This window comes from Paenibacillus sp. UMB4589-SE434 (assembly GCF_030226685.1).
GTDB lineage: Bacteria > Bacillota > Bacilli > Paenibacillales > Paenibacillaceae > Paenibacillus_B.
On record NZ_JASOYK010000004.1, the window covers coordinates 224137 to 242024 of the forward strand.

17 protein-coding genes are annotated in these 17888 nt (G+C 46.7%); 14 read left to right on the forward strand and 3 right to left on the reverse strand.

Annotated elements, in window-relative coordinates; all coding sequences use genetic code 11:
- Positions 1-40 precede the first annotated feature (40 nt).
- The 9 genes from QP775_RS16265 (at position 41) to QP775_RS16305 (ending at position 8651) form a co-directional block, all read left to right on the forward strand.
- On the forward strand, positions 41-448 hold the full coding sequence (locus QP775_RS16265; protein WP_239326463.1) for a phage holin family protein: 408 nt from the start codon (positions 41-43) through the stop codon (positions 446-448).
- A 528-nt stretch (positions 449-976) separates the two neighbouring features.
- Positions 977-1378 (forward strand): cupredoxin domain-containing protein, encoded by a 402-nt coding sequence (locus QP775_RS16270; protein WP_350338980.1) that lies wholly within the window; start codon positions 977-979, stop codon positions 1376-1378.
- Positions 1379-1499: 121 nt separating this feature from the next.
- Positions 1500-1922 (forward strand): DUF86 domain-containing protein, encoded by a 423-nt coding sequence (locus tag QP775_RS16275; protein ID WP_285107578.1) that lies wholly within the window; start codon positions 1500-1502, stop codon positions 1920-1922.
- Between the two features lie 87 nt (positions 1923-2009).
- The gene (locus QP775_RS16280; RefSeq protein WP_239326467.1) at positions 2010-2663 is read left to right on the forward strand and encodes a helix-turn-helix transcriptional regulator; all 654 of its coding nucleotides are present in this window, start codon (positions 2010-2012) and stop codon (positions 2661-2663) included.
- 693 nt (positions 2664-3356) lie between these two features.
- Positions 3357-3968, forward strand: a complete 612-nt coding sequence (locus QP775_RS16285; RefSeq protein WP_285107581.1) for a DUF2239 family protein — start codon at positions 3357-3359, stop codon at positions 3966-3968.
- A 26-nt stretch (positions 3969-3994) separates the two neighbouring features.
- Complete coding sequence (locus tag QP775_RS16290) at positions 3995-4483, forward strand: DUF1330 domain-containing protein (protein WP_285107583.1); 489 nt, start codon at positions 3995-3997, stop codon at positions 4481-4483.
- Entirely contained in the window at positions 4455-5345 is an 891-nt protein-coding gene (locus tag QP775_RS16295; protein WP_285107585.1) for an alpha/beta fold hydrolase, read from the forward strand. The genes QP775_RS16290 and QP775_RS16295 overlap by 29 nt, the downstream gene beginning before the upstream one ends.
- Before the next feature lie 600 nt (positions 5346-5945).
- A complete protein-coding gene (locus QP775_RS16300; protein ID WP_285107587.1) occupies positions 5946-6977 on the forward strand; it encodes a helix-turn-helix domain-containing protein in 1032 nt (343 codons plus the stop codon).
- Between the two features lie 219 nt (positions 6978-7196).
- Positions 7197-8651, forward strand: a complete 1455-nt coding sequence (locus QP775_RS16305) for an MFS transporter (RefSeq protein WP_285107589.1) — start codon at positions 7197-7199, stop codon at positions 8649-8651.
- A 226-nt stretch (positions 8652-8877) separates the two neighbouring features.
- Here the strand turns inward: QP775_RS16305 and QP775_RS16310 are convergent, their stop codons facing one another.
- The 3 genes from QP775_RS16310 to QP775_RS16320 form a co-directional block, all read right to left on the reverse strand.
- Positions 8878-9567 (reverse strand): YqeB family protein, encoded by a 690-nt coding sequence (locus QP775_RS16310; protein ID WP_285107591.1) that lies wholly within the window; start codon positions 9565-9567, stop codon positions 8878-8880.
- On the reverse strand, positions 9564-10160 hold the full coding sequence (locus QP775_RS16315) for a TetR/AcrR family transcriptional regulator (RefSeq protein ID WP_285107593.1): 597 nt from the start codon (positions 10158-10160) through the stop codon (positions 9564-9566). Before QP775_RS16315 ends, QP775_RS16310 begins: the two co-directional genes overlap by 4 nt.
- A gap of 210 nt (positions 10161-10370) precedes the next feature.
- Positions 10371-11069 carry a FadR/GntR family transcriptional regulator gene (locus tag QP775_RS16320; RefSeq protein ID WP_285107595.1) on the reverse strand — a complete coding sequence of 233 codons (699 nt, stop codon included), beginning with the start codon at positions 11067-11069 and terminating at the stop codon, positions 10371-10373.
- A 299-nt stretch (positions 11070-11368) separates the two neighbouring features.
- Between QP775_RS16320 and QP775_RS16325 the strand changes: the two genes are divergently transcribed.
- From QP775_RS16325 to QP775_RS16345, 5 genes are all read left to right on the forward strand, one after another.
- Positions 11369-12784: an FAD-binding oxidoreductase gene (locus QP775_RS16325; protein ID WP_285107597.1), complete on the forward strand. Its 1416-nt coding sequence runs from the start codon at positions 11369-11371 to the stop codon at positions 12782-12784.
- The gene (locus QP775_RS16330) at positions 12781-14223 is read left to right on the forward strand and encodes a (Fe-S)-binding protein (protein ID WP_285107599.1); all 1443 of its coding nucleotides are present in this window, start codon (positions 12781-12783) and stop codon (positions 14221-14223) included. The genes QP775_RS16325 and QP775_RS16330 overlap by 4 nt, the downstream gene beginning before the upstream one ends.
- 103 nt (positions 14224-14326) lie before the next feature.
- Entirely contained in the window at positions 14327-15292 is a 966-nt protein-coding gene (locus QP775_RS16335; protein WP_285107601.1) for a GNAT family N-acetyltransferase, read from the forward strand.
- Positions 15293-15475: 183 nt separating this feature from the next.
- Positions 15476-16813 carry an ABC transporter substrate-binding protein gene (locus QP775_RS16340; RefSeq protein WP_285107603.1) on the forward strand — a complete coding sequence of 446 codons (1338 nt, stop codon included), beginning with the start codon at positions 15476-15478 and terminating at the stop codon, positions 16811-16813.
- Between the two features lie 105 nt (positions 16814-16918).
- Positions 16919-17881, forward strand: a complete 963-nt coding sequence (locus QP775_RS16345; protein WP_343224423.1) for a carbohydrate ABC transporter permease — start codon at positions 16919-16921, stop codon at positions 17879-17881.
- Positions 17882-17888: the final 7 nt, after the last annotated feature.

Here is a 17888-nt window from a genome sequence, read left to right on the forward strand (position 1 = left end):
GCATACGATACAATATCTCGCTAAGAAGGAGGACCGAGATATGAAACAGACGATATTAAATAGTGTGTGCGGAGCCTTCGGTGTTGTCATCACCTTTATGTTCGGGGAGTGGAGCCAATTGTTGACTTTATTTTTGATAACGATATCGATCGACTACATTTCCGGCATTGTCGCTTCATTAAAGTCAGGTACAGGGCTTAACAGTCTCATTGGTTACTGGGGATTGGCCAAAAAAGGGCTAATGCTGCTTATTATCACATTAGCACATCACATGGATGTTGTGTTTGCTACGACTTGGGTGATGAATGGGGCGATCTCATTTTACATGGCTAACGAATTGATCAGCATTACTGAAAACTATGGACGCATCGGACTTCCGCTCCCAGATGCAGTCAAGCGAGTCATCGCTACGCTTAAGCAGGATGCAACGAATAAAGAGGATAAATAAACTTTATTGTGTTCAACCTGCAGCAGCAAACTTATCCGTTCCGGCTTTAAGTCATAGGGCTTTGACACTGTTCTATCTAGTATTGGTTAGTCCGGAACTTCACATAGATTGGAATGACAAGAATCTATGACCATATAAACAGCAGATTGGCTGTTTTGGGTCACCTTATCTTGTCATTTCTTTTTGAACAGGCCAAAATGATAAGTTGTGAAAAGGTAATAGGGACAAGGTGCAGCGCTTAGTCTTTAAGTAAGCTTAACCGTTTAGATATTTAAGAGATAGGGGAAACTACAAGAAAAAGTATACATATCTATAAAATGCAGATTACAATCCAATTCAAGTAAAGAGACACTTATTCATCGATAGCACAAATATAAATCCTGTTTAAGTGGATCGGACATTCAGCGGGTTTAACCTGCAACTGATGTTCATCATTCTGTCACAAAAGAAAATTTTGGACATGTTTTTTACAAGTTTAGGTTGTAGGGATTAGGAAACATTTTGTAATATTATAGGTGATAAATGTAATTGACAAAGGGGCGTATGACAGTTATGCAGAAATGGGCGATGTTTGTGTTATTCAGCATTGCGTGCCTGTTGGCCGCTGGACTGATGCTGTTTAATATGCCGAAGCCGCCTGTTGAGGAAACGGCACCGGAAGGCATGACTCTTGTTAAACTGCAAGCCACCAGCGACTTCAAGTTCGATAAGCCAGAGTACGAAGTTAAGGTCGGAGAGAAAGTCCGCCTGAAGCTTGTGAACAAGTCCGGGGTACATGGCGCGGCAATTGAAGAGCTTAAGATTGATCTGAAAGATGGCGCAATGGAGAAAGACATTACATTTGACAAGCCAGGCAAATATAAGATTCATTGTTCAGTTATGTGTGGGGCGGGTCATGATACAATGGTATCTTACTTAGTAGTGAAATAAGTTCATCTGATAGCAGGAAGAGGGCTTTCATTCGGAAGGCCCTTTTTTAGTTGACCCTATAGGAAACGGTCCAGGCATGCTTCATAATAGAAGCATACATCTTGTGAAGGAGGTTCCGTCAATGTATTATGTCGATCGTGAACAGATTGAGAATCGATTGAAGCAAATTCCCGTCCTTATGGATGCTGCTCAAGATCTGAAACAGAATTGGAACAACTCTGTTGTGAACCATCTTGCTCAGGAGCGTGCACTTCATCTTGCCATTGAAATCGTGACAGATGTAGGGAGCTTGCTGATCGACGGCTTTATTATGCGGGATGCAAGCAGCTACGAGGATATTATCGACATTATCGCGCAAGAGGGTGTGCTGAATGAAGAGGTACATACTGGGATGCGGGAGCTCGTCCAACTGCGGAAGCCGTTGGTTCAATCGTTTGCGGATTGGGAACGCACGGGGCTGCACCCGACTGTTCAGCAGTTAAGCGGACTGATGCCTCAATTTGCAGCTTCGGTAAGGAGTTATTTGGAACGTGAACTCGTGTAATACAGGGTTGGTTGTATAAATGCCGCGATTTACAAGCGATTGAAGATACGTTACAATGACGGTACTATTTTGTATATAAAAAGGTGAATGCAATTGAAACGAGCAGAACGTAAACCGTCAACACGCGGATTGCTGCTCACTTTGCTGAAGACTAACGGGCCCATGTCGGCTGCACAGCTTGCAGAACGTCTTGGCTTAACTGAGATGGGGGTTCGACGGCATCTATATCAATTGGTTGATGACCAAGTGCTGGATACGGAACAGGTTCGTCAGCCGATGGGCAGGCCGTTGCAGCTTTACCGACTGTCAGCAGAAGGGGATGAGCGCTTCCCGAAGCAGTATCATCAACTCGTACTTGATCTGTTGAATGAGATGCAGTCTTGGGGAACAGGAGCAGACGATGGAGTCGGCAAGCTATTTACAGGTAGACAGCGTACGCTGCTTCGCAAATACGAGCCAAGAATGGAAGCTAAGAGCTTGGACGAGCGAGTTCTAGAGCTTGGTTCTATCCAGGACTCTAATGGATACATGGTAGAGACCGAACAGTTAGAAGACGGCAGCTGGCTGCTGCATGAATACAATTGTCCGATTGCGCAAGTAGCGGATCGATATGAAGAGCCTTGCGCTTGCGAGCTGAATTTGTTCCGTGAGCTGCTTGATACAGATGTGGAACGAATTGAATGTCTGGCTAAGCAAGGCAAGCGCTGTACGTACCGTATTCGGAAGCAGGCAGAGGAGTAGCAGTATTATAGCGTGAGCAATGAAAGACCGGGCGATCCGGTCTTTTTTTGTTGACCCCATTTTCATCGGTGATCTTCCGCTTTAATTGCATCAACTGCTTGAACAGGTCCATATACTCCTTGAATTTGTCTTCCGTAAGCTTGCCTTTTGCATCGGCCAGATAGAAAGCAGCAAATACGGAAGACGGAATCAGGATGGCTACTATGGCCATGCCTGCCAGCAGGCATTTTTTATGGGAGACCTACCTTTCTTTTCGTTTACATAGTGTTGATAGGACGGTCGGACACGACCATTCAAATCGGGTGGGTGGGCATTGCATCGAAGCTGCCACCTGGCGAAGTACTTCACGCAATTCCCTGTCAATGGACATACACGTCTCCTACCGTCCTGTCGAAACGTTTCCGGAGTTCTTTCAGTGCCAGATGATGCCTGAATTTCACTGAATCAACGGGAATTTTCAGCATGTCTGCGATTTCTTCAAGGCAAGATCCTAACAGGCAATTTTGCCACAAAAAACAGCATGTGCAACATAAAGCAAACACTAGCCCTCAACAGCGCGGTTTCTCTTAGACCGCGTCTTTTGCATGTCTTCCTTCCATAACGAACGAAAAAATATATTTTACCCGGGTAATATTGACTTTATTATTTTTACCCGGGTATAATTAACGCAGGATTCAGAGGAGGAGGTACAGTATGAGAAACGATCAAACACGCTTTTACTGCACGGCATTTTTGGGTGTGGGCGTCGTCGCCAGTGGTTCGTTACATCACGTTGTTTCTACAGTGAAGGATGCTCTGAATGACAGAGACCTCACACAGTTGTTTATATTTGACGATTCCACGGGGATGCAAATAGATGTTGATTTTCGCGGGAAGACAGATGACGTGCTCAAACGATTAGGAGAACAGTTTGGTGACTTTACCAGTATGGAAGCAAATCACCAATCTACACGGCGGGCCGGTCGACCCAAGCTGGGGGTTGTATCCGGTGAGGTTACGTTATTGCCCCGGCATTGGGAATGGCTCAAGAGTCAACCTGGAGGGGCGTCGGTAACATTACGAAAACTCGTTGATGAGGCTCGCCGTGCTGGAGGAGAACAGAGTAAGATACGGGAGTCGCAAGAAGCAACATATCATTTTATGACTGCTATGGCTGGTAACTTCCATCAATACGAAGAAGCTCTGCGGGAACTGTATGCGGGTGATTTGGATCGTTTTTACCACTTCATCGATGACTGGGCACCTGATATCAGAAACTATATCAAAAGATTAGCCACTAATGCATTCCCTGAAGGGAACTTATGAATGAAAGCATGTGGAGGCGAGCTGCTATGACGGAGTTTGAATCTATTTGTTACATCGAACCATCGCAACGGGCTGGCATGAGATTCATGCAGCGAGGCATTGAGGGCAGCATTGTCATGTTGAACCTGCTGCGTTTTCGTGATGTTGCCGATTACACAACAAATCCTGAGCTAACACCGGATGTCCCAATTAGTGGTGCCGAAGCTTTCAACCGCTATATTGAGCACACCCTCCCATTTCTCCGTGAAAGCGGAGGTGAAGTGATGTTTCTTGGCGATGGCGGAGAGTTTCTTATTGGGCCCGAAGAAGAAAGATGGGATCTTGTCATGCTGATCCGCCAGAGCAGCATGCAGTCGTTTCTTGCTTTTTCAAGTCATCAAGACTACCTGGCTGGTATCGGACATCGAACTGCAGCGATCGAAGATTCACGCCTTCTGCCTATGGTAGAACATCCGACATCTAAATTAATTGGAGGAGAATATGACCATGAACATCCTGAAAGTCAACGGCATTGAATTGGCCTATGACAGTTTCTGTAACGAAAATGACGAGGCAATTATCCTCATCGCTGGACTTGGAACCCAAATGATCCGATGGACGGTTTCGTTTTGTCGGATATTAGCAGCCCGGGGCTTTCGCGTAATCCGCTTTGACAATCGCGACGCAGGCTGCTCGACGCACTTTAGCCATTACCATGCGCTGGATTTTGACGCACTGGCGACTGCTCTCATGTCTGGACAGCGGCCGGACATCCCTTACACTCTCGATGACATGTCCAACGACGTTATCGGACTGCTCGACGCCCTTTCAATTGACCGGGCACATTTCGTTGGCAGATCGATGGGCGGAATGATCGCTCAGATTGCAGCCAGTGAGTACCCCGACCGGGTTCTTTCACTCACCTCCATTATGTCCAGTTCCGGTAATCCCGCCCTTCCGCAATCTTCCCCGGATGTCATGGCGATGATGACTAAACCGGCGCCGAACCCATTTGAGGATGAAGCAGGATTTTTGGCGCACAGCCTCACTTTTGCCAAACGCATCGCCGGCACCGGCTATCCGTTTGAAGAGGGCGCTTATCGGGCGCTTATTCTGGAGGAAGTCCAGCGATCTTACGATCCAGGCAGTGTCGGACGACAAATTGCTGCTATCGCTGTCTCAGGTGACCGTCGTCCGCGGCTTGCGACCATAAAAGTACCGGTACTTGTCATTCATGGGACGGACGATCCCTTGTTCGTCCCGGCTTGTGGTGAAGACACGGCTTCTGCCATCCCGGGCGCCGAGCTCATGTTGATTGATGGTATGGGACACGACCTGCCGCACCAACAGTATCAAGTAACCGTTGATGGCATAGAGCGAATGGCGCGTCGCAATTGACACGCGCTTCTTGAATAGTAACCAGCAGGAATCACGCGGTGTCCAATGGGGCTGAGTAGGTTCAGGGGGCAGCGCTAATCAATTTGCACCCTTGGTGCATACGACCCGGGTGGAAGCGGCGGTGCTCTTGGAAAGGTTGTTAAAGCAGTTCCATTACATCGATTAAAGGTACTCCTAACAGAGAACCATTTGAACGTATATGTGGAATTGATCGAATAAGCGTTGGTTTCATGATAACATCGTGAGCCTGCGCTTTTTCTATGAGAATTTGTCCAAACAGACGATGGCTAGATTCAAAAACGAATTATTCAAGTAGCGGGGAACGTTAGTTCAATAAAATAGTAGCAGGGTAGAACTTTATTTTTTGTCCATGACTGCTGCTGTTCTTTCTTCAGGGATCAGTCTAGTACTTTATTTTCCGGAGACAACTAGAAAGTCGGATGAAGTGATGATTGAACTCAAACGCTGGCGAAATGAAATCAATAATGTCTCTAGTCTATGGTTGACAGCATGCTGCCACTTCACTACTATAAAAAATGACACAATAGTTGATAATAATTCTCAATATTAATATCTAGTCATAAGCCAAAGCATCTAAACATGCCGAGAGTAGGTGTAGTGGTGACCTTGGATGTCATTGTCACAAACATTCATGATTATTTTGACCAGTTTACAGAAGTAGTCAACGGTCAAGTTCAGCATACTGCATGGGATCAGCGCCTATCTATTCCTTCACCTGTTGGCAATGGAAGTATAACCCGTACACGAATTCGTCCAGGCATGGAGATTGTATACGCAGATGTTACATTTCAAGAAGATATGAAGCTGCGAATCCAGGAGGCATGTGGGATTTTCGAACTGAGCTATTGCGTAAGCGGTGAGATTTATTGTGAATGGGATGGGAAGGAAAGTTATACTGATCGAGAGACGAGCGGCGTGCTGTGTCTGGAAGACGTTCAGGTTTACGAGGAAATGAAGGCAGGTGTTCATCACCAACTGCTCGAAATCCGCCTAGAACCAAGTGAATTATTTCATTATGCGGGTGATGTGTTGGAGAAGCATCAGATCGAGACTTGGCTGCAGCGTCACAAAGGAAGCATTGATCGTGTTCCCGATTCATCTGCGATTCAACGCTGTGTGTCTGATCTTATTCATTGCACATATACAGGGACAATGAAGCGGTTGTATATGGAGAGTAAAGCGATGGAGTATATCGCGTTATTTGGCGAGATCGACGGGCTTGAAGTGACCAATCCGCAGCTAAATCTTCAACGTAATGATATGGACCGCCTGCATGATGCCAAGCAATTGATAGTCAGCCATTATGAACACCCTTTGTCGATCAGGCAACTGGCGCGTCTTGTGGGACTTAATGAGTTTAAGCTGAAAAAGGGCTTTCGTGAACGCTATGGCATGACGATTTTTGAGCTTGTACGTCGGGAACGGATGGAAAAAGCGCTGTGGCATATGGAAGTGGAGCAGATGAACGTAGGGGAGGCAGCCGTATCAGTTGGCTATAGTAATGCTAGTAACTTTACGACGATGTTCCGCAAGCATTATGGATGTAATCCAAGCGAATACGTCAGACGTATGAAACAGCAGGATATGAAGCGCGGCTTTGAACGGCAATAACGGCATCACAAGCTGTTGAATGATGCCAATTTTAACTTGAAGTTAGCACGTATAAGCATACAGAACCTCTAGACATGGATATGTTTAGAGGTTCTTTGTGTGCCTTGTATTCCCATTCGCTCCGCTTGCAGGGGAAATTAGTTCCCCTTTAGGTAGAACACAAAGATGCCGTAGTTGATAATGGTGATGATGAATCAATACGCACAAGGAGGATCTGAAATGTCAGCACATTCAACCGTAGAATCGACTGTAACCAGCAGACTGGAACAGCGAGTAGATTCACGCCGATGGTATGCACTAGCTGTGATGCTGCTTCCGACATTGCTGATTACGTTAAACACTTATATGATTCAGGTTGCGCTGCCATCCATGCAGAATAGTCTTCATGCCAGCTTCTCAGAGGCACAGCTGATAGTGGCGGGATATTCCTTGGGGCTGGCGATGGCGCTAATTGTAAGTGGGAAGCTCGGTGATATGTATGGCCGAAAACGGTTGTTGGTCATCGGGGTTATCACATTTACAGTGACGGCTGCATTGGGAGGTCTAGCTTCCGATCCGACTATCATAATTGTGATTCGTATCATGCAAGGATTGGCAGCGGCGCTGATCCAGCCGCAGGTATTGTCTTTAATGCAGACCAGCTTTTTACCGCAAGAAAAAGCGCTGGCATTTGGCATATATGGTGCCGTGATCGGGGTTGGTTTTGCTTTTGGGCTCTTATTGGGTGGAATGCTTGTGAACTTAAATGTGTTTGAATTAGGGTGGCGCACGGTATTCTTTTTTAATGTCCCGTTTGGACTGCTAGTGCTGCTCTGCCTGCCAATCTTGCCCGAGACACAAGGTGATCGGCAGCAGCATATTGATTGGCTAGGAACTGTACTGCTAATAACGGGATTGTTTATGCTGATCTTCCCGTTATCTGAGGGCCAGAAGCAAGGATGGCCCTTGTGGACATGGGTCAGTATGCTGCTGGCACTGCCTGTGATGAATGTTTTTGCTGCGGTAGAAAATCGAAAGCGGCAGCTAGGGAGATTCCCACTGATTGACTTGACGATTTTTCGCTTGCGTCCCTTTAGTGTTGGCTTGTTTACTGTAAGTGTCATCTACTTGAATATGTTTTCGTTCTTTTTTGTTTTAAGTTATTATGTGCAGTTTGGCCTTCATTGGGATGTTCAGGCTACAGGCATGGTCTTTCTGCCTTTAGGCATCGGATATTTTTTAACCTCACTGGTGTCCTCGCGTATCGTTAGGAAGTGGGGACTACGTGTGTTGAAAATAGGCGCGCTCCTTATGGCAATTGGCAATCTTCTGCTCATCTGGTCGATACAAATCGATGCTTCACACATGCTGCATGTGCGCAACATAGTTGTTCTGCTCGTGTATGGATTCGGACTTGGCATGGTTACCACACCTCTCTTCAGCGTGGTGCTTGGTGCAGTGCCTGAAGAGGCTGCGGGCACGGGATCTGGCCTGCTTACGACATGCACTTACTTGGCGAATTCGTTTGGCGTGGCTTTGATCGGTATATTATTTTCTTCCATGTTAGGAAGATCTCTCGTTGAAGCGCAACTAACGGATTATGTACGCGCATTTTCAGTGTCGCTCGGGGCAAGTGGAGGACTGGCTCTGGCAGGCTTGGTGTGTCTGTGCTTTCTGCCCCAGCACAGAAGGTGAGGTTAGTTGCAGGAGAGCGGATAGATTGTATCCTTTGTACAGGATTAATAGAAGTACAATAACAAAGCAGCCTATATGAAGAAATAACATGCTGATGGTGCTCATTCACTATAGGCTGCGATTCTGACATAAGGAGATTTCTTACGTAAAACTAGCTTATGTAAGACTAGATCGGCTCCACATTATCATCATAAAATCATACTCTTGATCCAATAGTAGATTTCTGCTATTGCAGTTTGTGTTCGCGCCAGTATTGACGATTATCCTTGTCTCGTACAGTAATTCCAAGCTTCGTCAACTCTTGGTGCAGATCTTTGATGTTTTCTTGCTCTTTTCTTTGCAGGGCAACCTCTCTCGCTTTCAGCAAGGCATTGGCGCCAAGGGGGAGTCCAGGCGAGTCAGGCACCCACCGTTTGTACTGGTCGCTAAAAGGATCTGCTTGCGACCAGTCATAGCCGTGCTGTATAAAAGCATCTGCTACCTTCAGCGCAGTGGTCTCATGTTTCTCTCGATACAGTTCTTGTCCCCGCGTGCCAATCAGAACGAGCTGCTTGCCATCGAGAAATCCCGTTGATACCTGTTCCTTGGCGAATACCTCTTCTTTGCCGTTGATGGCCATGCAGATTGTATGGTCGGAGATATAAATGACTAGACTTTCATTAAATGCAGCATAAGTGAGCCACAATCCGGCTATCAAGCCAATACAGCTTGTCACAACGATCACCCACGGTCCTGTATAAGAGGCAATCAGCTCCAGCGGTCCTTTGAGCGGAACCCAGGGGAGAGTAATTGCCCATTTTGCAACAGATGGCAAAAACCAGCCAAGCGTAAGTCCTAAAATGGGGGGGACAATCCAAATGAGCAATTTGTCCAAATACGAGAACCCTAGGGTGGTACGATGAGAATGAACGTTCATCGCTGATCACGCCCGCTTAGAAGAACATGATTAACGGCTTCCTGCCAGATTTGCTCATAGTTGAGTTCAAGCTGCATCATCATGTAAGTCGTGATGTTATCGATGACAAGAGCAAGCATATGGGCTTTAGGCTCAAGATGGGTAGACGATACAACCCCTAAGTTGGCGCCTTTTTGAAGCAGTTCATGGAAACCATCGAGAAACTCTTGCTGCATATGAATTAGACGCTGAGCATAGTTCTCCTGACGTCCAGCTGACAACATAAACTCATTCACAAGCCGCAGGGCGGCATAGTTTTCTTCATGAGGCTCAGGGATCATACGAAGCCCCCCTTGATACAACAGTTCGCCAAAGTTATGGGCATGGAATTGCTCAATCGGGAAGTAATGTGCGAACTTGTAATCGCTAAATATATGGTCGAATACACGCTGCACGAGTACTTCTTTGGATGAAAAATGATAATAAATGGATGGCTTTGTAATACCCACCTCGTTGGCGATCATGGCCAAGCTTGTTTTTTCAATGCCGTGCTTTGCAAACAATTCGAATGCCGATTCCAGCAGCTGATTGGCTGTGAGCTCCTTTTTCTTCAATGGATTGCCTCCTTATTATTCCTCCATTGTTTGAAGTTATAATATTTACCTACCGATAGTTAAATTAAATCACAACAAGGAAGCAAACGTCAATATTTTACCTACCGAATGGTAAAAAATGAATGTTCAATAAGCTGCTTTTCAGTAGTGGGATCTTTTTAGCGTACTGCTTACCGCACTATTTATCGTACTTCTTCCCATAATTCTTCCTTATGCATGGTCATTTAGCAGTGCTTCAACTTTGTTCAAATGATCTAACATCAGCTTGGAGGCTAGTGACTCCTGCTGCTGTTCAATAACTTCGTATATGAGCTGATGCTCCTTATGTAATTGGGCAGCAGTAGAACGTTCACCAAACAACCACATACGCCGTGTGTGCCCCATGTGGCGGGCGCATTGCTGGTGTAACAGTTCCAGCATTGGAATCAAAATCTCATTATGGCTCGCGCGCGCAATATGGACATGGAACAGCAGATCGTCTTGCTCACTTGCTTCCTCATCTCCGAGATGTGTCTCCATAAGCTGCAGGCATTCAGCCATTGCGTCCAGGTCTCCGGCAGTACGCCGCTTGGCGGCTAGCGCAGCTGATCCGACCTCAATAATTTTGCGAACTTCAATTAGCGATTGCAACGAATCGATGTCCGCCAGCCAGCTGTGCAACATATCGGCAGATGCTTGCGGCTGCCTTTTAGCGAAAGTGCCGCCTCCATGGCGAATATCCAACCAACCAACGGCCTTGAGCGCACTTAATGCTTCGCGTATCGTGGATCGTCCAACCTGATACTGGCTGGCAAGCGATTCGACCGAAGGGAGCCGATCTCCTGGCGCATAGAAGCCGTTCTGCAGCTGTTCAAGTAGATGATCCTTAACAAGGTCAGCACCTTTTTTGACGGGAAATACGTTGTTCATATATATCCTCCTGATCCTAATCATTAGAGTGAAAGTGAGCGTGTTAAATAAAATCTGATGTATACATTTTTGATTAGTATAAGGTATAATGTGCCAAAAGTCATCAGATGACCTGAACAGTTGTAGGGAAGTAGGTAGATTCTTATTAACCAGAAAGACATAAGTCTGTACATCTCTGATCCTGTAAACAGAGGGGGTGAATGCAAGGGCTGGCTAAGCGCAACATCTCAGCCTAAGAAGATGCTGCAAGACGATATTTAACTTGGTGGTTGACCATTCACAGATAAGGAGTGATTGCGATGATTGCTGCGCAAGTACAGCAACAATTGCTGCAGCTTCTAGGACCAGCACGCTGCAGATTCGATCAGGAGTCGTTAGTTACGCATTCCTACGATGCGACCCCCATGCTCCAAGCACTTCCTGACGCAGTAGTCTATCCCGAGACTACGGAAGAAGTGCAGTGCATCTTACGATTGGCGAATGAATACCGTATTCCAATCGTACCGCGAGGTGCCGCCAGCAACTTATGCGGAGGCACCGTTCCGGTATCCGGTGGAATCGTAGTTGTACTAACTCGTATGAATAAGCTGTTGGAGTTGGATACGGACAATCTGACGGCGACGTTTCAGGCAGGCCTGAATACGAAACAATTCCATCGTGAAGTGGAGAAGAAGGGATTGTTTTATCCACCTGACCCGAGCAGCATGGTTATCTCAACGCTGGGCGGCAACATTATGGAGGGTGCGGGCGGCTTGCGTGGCCTGAAATATGGCACCACAAAGGATTACGTGATTGGGCTGGAGGCGGTGCTGCCTTCTGGTGAGGTCCTTCGCACAGGCGGCAAGCTGTACAAAGATGTGGCCGGCTACGACCTAACGAAGCTGCTCGTAGGTTCGGAGGGGACGCTGGCGATTGTGACGGAAGCGACAGTGAAGCTGCTGCCCGCTCCGTTAGTCAGGCAGACGATGTTGGTTGCCTATACGGATATTTATGCGGCTGCCCGTTCTGTATCACGTATTGTAGGGGCACGTATTATTCCGGCTACACTGGAGTTTATGGATCAACCGACCATTCAGGTGGTGGAAGCCTACAATCATATTGGCTTGCCCACAGACGCGCAAGCCGTGCTGTTAATTGAGCAGGATGGACAGGAGCTGGCAAGCGTGCGCAAGGATATGGAAGCGATTGCTGCGATCTGCGCGGAAGAAGGAGCGGATCGCATACAGACTGCTGCAGATGAGCAGGAGGCGGAGCAATTGATGAAAGCGAGACGCAGCGCGCTGTCTACATTGGCACGCATACGGCCGACGACAATCTTAGAGGATGCAACCGTGCCGCGTTCTCGCATTGCTGACATGGTGCTGGCCATTAATCGCATTGCAGAGGCACATCAGATAAACATTTGTACGTTCGGCCATGCTGGCGACGGTAATTTACATCCGACATGCACGACAGACGCGCGCGATAAAGAGGAGATTCATCGGGTAGAGGAAGCATTTGCAGAAATATTTGAAGAGGCGATTCGGCTGGGCGGTACAATTACGGGTGAACATGGTGTAGGCATGGTAAAAGCACCCTATCTGGAGTGGAAAGTAGGCGAAGCAGGCATTGAATTGATGAAGGGTATTAAACAGGCGTTTGATCCGAATGGCATCATGAATCCAGGCAAAATATTTGCCAAGTCTGCACGGAAAAGGCTGGTGATCTCCAAGTGAGCACTCATGATGACAACTTAGCTATGGGCAGATCTGTGGAAAATAAACTTCAAGTAAAGCTTGTCAAAGCGCTGGATTATGAGGAACTGATGAACTGCATGCGCTGTGGATTCTGCCAGCCCTCATGCCCGACGTATCAACTGACGGGCCTTGAAGCAGCATCTCCGCGTGGGCGTATCGCATTAATGAAAGCGGTTGCGGACGGTGTGATGGAACCGGATGCGGCTTTTAAGCAGCAGTTGGACCTTTGTTTGGGCTGCCGTGCCTGCGAACCTGTATGCCCGTCTGATGTTAAGTACGGACAACTGCTTGAGCAAGCTAAAGATGCGTTATTTGAGCATTCTGCAGAGGCAGGTCAAGAACAACGGATGCGTCTTATCCATCGGTTCATGAAACCTGTATTTAAGAACCACACGCGACTTAGACGGATGAGCGGTCTGCTGCAAACTTATCAACGCTCGGGATTGCAGCGTATCATTTGCAAGAGCAGACTCTTGCGGTGGCTGCCGCCACAGGTGCAGATGATGGAACGAGTGATGCCGTTTGCGGACAACGCAGGTGTCGTAAAGCGTGTCGGGGGCACACATGTGGCAGCAAAGGGAAAGAAGATCGGCACTGTCGGGTTATTCCGTGGATGCGTGATGGACGTTGTATTTACAGATACCAATGTAAATACGGTTCGACTGCTCGCCGAGTCCGGTTATGATGTGATTATTCCGGATGAGCAGGCTTGCTGCGGCGCATTGTTCGCCCATAGTGGAGACCGAGATACCGCGAAGGAGCTTGCAAAGCAGAACATGAGCGTGTTTAAAATTGCGGGAGTGGATTTTATTGCTTCCAATGCAGGCGGTTGTGGTTCCATGCTGGTTGAATATGCTCATTTGTTTGATCGTGAGCCAGAATGGAAGGAAGCGGCGATGGGCTTTGCTGCTCAGGTGAAAGATGTCGCAGAGCTATTGCTGAGGTCGAATCACTGGACTGGGGGGCTGTTTCAGCGTAATATGCCGTTACATGCGGGCGTGACGTTAAGAGATGTTGCATTTCCTACAGCAGCGATACAATCGAGAGACAGCACCTGCCACGAAACGGTAGATACGATAACCTATCAAGATTCCTGTCATCTTCGTAATGTGATGAGAGGAAGCGATGGTCCGCGTCAATTGCTGCGACTCTTACCCGATATCAATTTTAAGGAGTTTGAGGGTGCAGAGATGTGCTGCGGGTCAGCGGGCATCTACAATCTCGTACAACCGGATATGGCCAATGCCATCATTGATGGTAAAATGCAAGCAATCGAAGAGATAAAAGCAACAGTTATCTTGACGAGTAATCCAGGTTGCTTGCTGCAGATGAAAATTGGCGTGGAGCGTGAGCAGGCTAATGATCGCATAAAAGTAATGCATGTAGTGGATTATTTTGCGGAAAAGGTATTGAAATAAAATTTTATATTAAATATAATAAGTTTGTAATTAAATTTCATTTAAGCTGCATATAAATGATACATCTAACAAATGAGGGTGGACTTCATTCGATTAGGGGGAGATGATCGTGAACGTTATTCCATTGGAAGCCGCATGGATCTCTCAAATATGTGAACTGTGGAATCGGGAGATCGGGAACTGGTTCCCACTGCGTGAGGAGCTGCTGCGGCAGAACAGCTTTCAAGATAGCAACGTTTACTATCCTGCATCTTGGCTTGCACACGATAATGACGGTACTTTAATCGGCTTTGTGATAGCAAAGAAATGGCAGGAACAAGAGCGTGAGATGCAGCTAGGAGAAGGAGCAGGATGGATTCAAGCCATTGTAGTAAGATCAGAGGCTAGAGGACAAGGGATTGGCAGTCGCTTGCTGACTCTGGCGGAAGAAGCGCTGCAAAAGGCGGGGGTCGGGCTAGTCTATATGGGACGCGATCCGTGGCATTATTTTCCCGGAGTTCCGAAAGCGCTGTCATACAGTCGGGAATGGTGTGCACACAAAGGCTATGAGCAGTTGTATGAAGTATTTGATTTGTATGCTTCACTAGAAGCCGACAAAACGATTGACGCACCTCATTTTGAAGGCGCTTACGTCAGGTTGCTGGAACTGAAAGATCAAGCTGAAATGCTTCGTTTCTTCCGCAGATGCTTCCCCGGCAGATGGTATTATGAAGCGTTAAGTTACTGGGAGCGTGGCGGAAAGGGGAGAGAGTTTCTCGGTCTGTTTGTAGGTCAGGAGATGATTGGCTTCTGTCGGGTCAACGATGAGCATGCACCCCTAATTGCCCAGAATACGTATTGGGCCCCACTATTTGCAGAGCCACTCGGCGGCATCGGGCCTTTGGGTGTAGATGACCGTTACCGGGGGAGAGGATATGGACTTGCGTTAGTTCAAGCAGGAATGATGGAGCTTGGCGCTCGTGGGATGAAACATCTGATTATTGATTGGACAGAGCTGGTTGATTTCTATGCGAAGCTGGGATTTCAGACGTGGAAAGGCTACGATTTAATGAAAAAAGAGCTGTCTTAACAAGGCAGCTAAATACATGATAACGATAACGGATAGCCATGAGACACAGCTTGAATGCAATGCACAGAGAGACGTTAAGTCTCGCTGCTGCAAGGAAGAGCTATATGTATTTTCTGAAATAATATTTCTATATATATATAATTTATAATGAAATAATATTTTAATATTAATGGAGGTATTCGAATGAATCAATTGCGAAAAACCTTGCTTCTGACAATAACGTTAATACTAGCCTGCTCAGTCATACTGGCAGGGTGCGGTTCAAGTTCTGAGACGGGAACAGGCAAGGACGGCGGCGCAAAGGTAGAAATATCCTGGATGGTCACCTCAAATCCGGCTAAGCAGCCTTGGTATGACCAGACCGTCAAAGACTTTGAAGCGAAGCATCCAAACATTAAAGTCAAATTAATGACGTTTCCGTACGCACAAATCGATCAGAAAATCCAGACAATGATCTCCGGCAAAAACATGGCGGATGTATGGTCTGCCAACTGGAGTGAGGCAGGATTTGCTACATTTAATCAACTGGGCGTGCTGCTGGATATGACACCTTACATTGAGAAAGAGCCTGACGTGGTCAAAGGGATTAACCCTCGATTGTTAGATATTTATAAAGTGGACGGGAAGACATACGGGATGCCGATGTTAAACTATGGAACGTTCTTATTCTATAACAAAGATTTGTTAGATAAGGCAGGTGTGCCGTATCCGACAACAGACTGGGAGGATACGTCCTGGAACTGGGATAAGATGGTCGAGTATGGGGTGAAGCTGACTGATAAAGGCAATCAGCAATATGGTCTGCTCTATGATGAAACGGCAAATAAACGCGCATGGTTGTTTGGTGGTGACTTCTTTAGCAAAGAAGCTTACAAAACGGGCAAGATGGGAGAGCCGCAGTTGTTGAGCAATCCAAAAAATGCTGAGGCGATTCAAAAAAATGCCGAACTCGTATTAAAGCATAAAATTTCGCCTAACCCGTCTCAAACAGAAGCGATGACTCAGTTGGGCAATCCGTTTATGACAGGAAAAGTGGCGATGATGATCAGCGGCGGCTGGGGCTTCCAGAACTTTAAGAAAGCGGAGTTCCGTTGGGGTGCGGCAGCACTGCCTAATATCGAAGGACGCCAGATCCCGCTGTATGTAGATCCATGGAACATTTATAAGCACACAAAGCACCCGGAAGAAGCTTGGACGTTCATCAAATACTTAATGGACCCGAAAGGCGCTGCTAAGGCATACGCTGAAAATACAGGTGCAACGCCAGTATTTGACGAGTTGTTGACCAATTGGTATGCAGATATGGCTAAAGCGATGGACATGAAGCCAGAACAAGTAAAGCAATTAAACGAGGGTGTCGTTAAGTACGGCCGCGAGTCAGATAACCACCTGATCGCCAAGTTTGACAGCATTTTGAAGACAACCAATCAGACGATGAGTGCGGTTTATAACGGAACCAAAAGCGTGGATGATGGTCTTAAAGATATTGACAAAAACTTACGTTCGTTGAATTTGGAGTGATCGTTGAACGCAGCTTCTCCTGTTCATGAACAAATATAAGACTTATCGGGCTGATGCCAGATTGCGGATTAGCCCGATGTCTTATCTAAGATGAGGTGAATCCTATTGCATACACAACAACAAGCGGCTTCGGAAAATAGCTCGATGATGACCGGCCGTAAGACAAAGATGAAGGTTCATCCTGAACGGAAAAAGGAAGAACGAGCCTTCTGGATATTCGCTTCACCGTGGATTATCGGTTTTATATTATTTACGGGAGGACCGATGGTCGCTTCCTTATGGCTTAGCTTTACGAACTACGATGTAGTTAGCTCGCCACGATTTACAGGACTGGATAACTTCGTTTCCTTGTTCCAGGACACCTTGTTCTTTAAGTCGCTAAGTGTAACCACTTATTACGTGGTGCTGGCTGTGCCTTTTACGATCGTATTATCGCTGCTGCTAGCCGTACTTCTGAATCAGAAGATTAAAGGACTGCTTATATTCAGGACCTTGTTCTACGCGCCTTCGATCGTATCAGGAGTATCGATTGCGTTTCTATGGTCGTGGCTGTTGAATCCGGACTTTGGGTTCGTCAACAATATTTTGCATGAATGGTTCGGAGTTGCTGGCTTGGGATGGTTCACCGATGCGAAGCTAGTTGTTCCTTCGATGGTACTGATGCAGTTGACGAGTCTAGGGGGTACGATGGTTATCTTCCTTGCCAGCTTGCAATCGCTGCCAAAGGATTTGTATGAGGCTGCAGATATAGATGGCGCGGGCAGCTTTCGCAAATTTTTTAACATTACGATGCCGCTTATTTCACCTGTTATTTTATTTAACACAATTATGGCCATTATTTCTTCGTTCCAAATTTTTACGCAAGCCTATGTCATTACCAAAGGCGGACCGGAGTGGAATTCCTACTTCTACGTCTACTACTTGTTTGATACTGCATTCTCGCAGTTCCGTATGGGGTACGCATCTGCACAGGCATGGATTTTATTTATCATTATTTTTGTACTGACTATGCTGTCACTGATGCTGTCCAAACGATATGTCCACTACGAGTATTCGAGCCGAAAATAAGGAGGCA

Coding starts and splice junctions, on each gene's coding strand:
- QP775_RS16320 (WP_285107595.1), bottom strand. CDS start 11,069: ATGAACAACGTATTTCCCGTCAAAAAAGGTGCTGACCTTGTTAAGGAT.
- QP775_RS16290 (WP_285107583.1), top strand. CDS start 3,995: ATGACGGAGTTTGAATCTATTTGTTACATCGAACCATCGCAACGGGCT.
- QP775_RS16310 (WP_285107591.1), bottom strand. CDS start 9,567: ATGAACGTTCATTCTCATCGTACCACCCTAGGGTTCTCGTATTTGGAC.
- QP775_RS16340 (WP_285107603.1), top strand. CDS start 15,476: ATGAATCAATTGCGAAAAACCTTGCTTCTGACAATAACGTTAATACTA.
- QP775_RS16275 (WP_285107578.1), top strand. CDS start 1,500: ATGTATTATGTCGATCGTGAACAGATTGAGAATCGATTGAAGCAAATT.
- QP775_RS16305 (WP_285107589.1), top strand. CDS start 7,197: ATGTCAGCACATTCAACCGTAGAATCGACTGTAACCAGCAGACTGGAA.
- QP775_RS16295 (WP_285107585.1), top strand. CDS start 4,455: ATGAACATCCTGAAAGTCAACGGCATTGAATTGGCCTATGACAGTTTC.
- QP775_RS16325 (WP_285107597.1), top strand. CDS start 11,369: ATGATTGCTGCGCAAGTACAGCAACAATTGCTGCAGCTTCTAGGACCA.
- QP775_RS16285 (WP_285107581.1), top strand. CDS start 3,357: ATGAGAAACGATCAAACACGCTTTTACTGCACGGCATTTTTGGGTGTG.
- QP775_RS16335 (WP_285107601.1), top strand. CDS start 14,327: ATGATCGTGAACGTTATTCCATTGGAAGCCGCATGGATCTCTCAAATA.
- QP775_RS16280 (WP_239326467.1), top strand. CDS start 2,010: ATGCAATTGAAACGAGCAGAACGTAAACCGTCAACACGCGGATTGCTG.
- QP775_RS16265 (WP_239326463.1), top strand. CDS start 41: ATGAAACAGACGATATTAAATAGTGTGTGCGGAGCCTTCGGTGTTGTC.
- QP775_RS16300 (WP_285107587.1), top strand. CDS start 5,946: ATGCCGAGAGTAGGTGTAGTGGTGACCTTGGATGTCATTGTCACAAAC.